Genomic DNA, 429 nt, shown 5'->3' with positions numbered 1-429 from the left:
CAACATCGCCGATCTCATTCCACGGGATAACATGGCCCACGTGGTTCATGAGATGGTTGAACGCATCCCGATGGAGACGTTTCTTGCTTACTACAAAGGAGCATTCCCGTTAGGAGCTTTTCCGGGGACTTGATCAAAAAAAGCCCTCTTGGTATGATGCAGGGGTGTCAACCACATCACTCACCATACCAAGGAGGACTTCAGATGAATTGTACACAAAACTATAAAATTGATCAAGTCACCGAACAAACGCTTGTCGTGGGTATTGATATCGCGAAACGAACCCACTACGCCTGCTTCGTGGATGACCGGGGGCGCGTGCTTCGCAAATCGTTCCCGATCTTCCAGTCGAAAGAGGGGTTTCAACAGCTGTATAAAGCGATTCAGGGGGCGATGCAAGCGTTCGGGAAGTCAGAGGTGATCGTCGCC

At 50.3% G+C, this 429-nt stretch carries 1 protein-coding gene; it reads left to right on the top strand.

Going from position 1 to position 429, the window contains the following annotated elements; genetic code table 11:
- Positions 1–204: 204 nt before the first annotated feature.
- Positions 205–429, top strand: a 225-nt coding sequence (locus CV944_RS08345; protein ID WP_033013099.1) for an IS110 family transposase, incomplete at its 3' end; no start/stop codon positions are given.

Source organism: Geobacillus sp. WSUCF-018B (assembly GCF_002809985.1).
Classification (GTDB): domain Bacteria; phylum Bacillota; class Bacilli; order Bacillales; family Anoxybacillaceae; genus Geobacillus; species Geobacillus thermophilus.
This window is presented reverse-complemented; position numbering and strand designations above follow the sequence as displayed.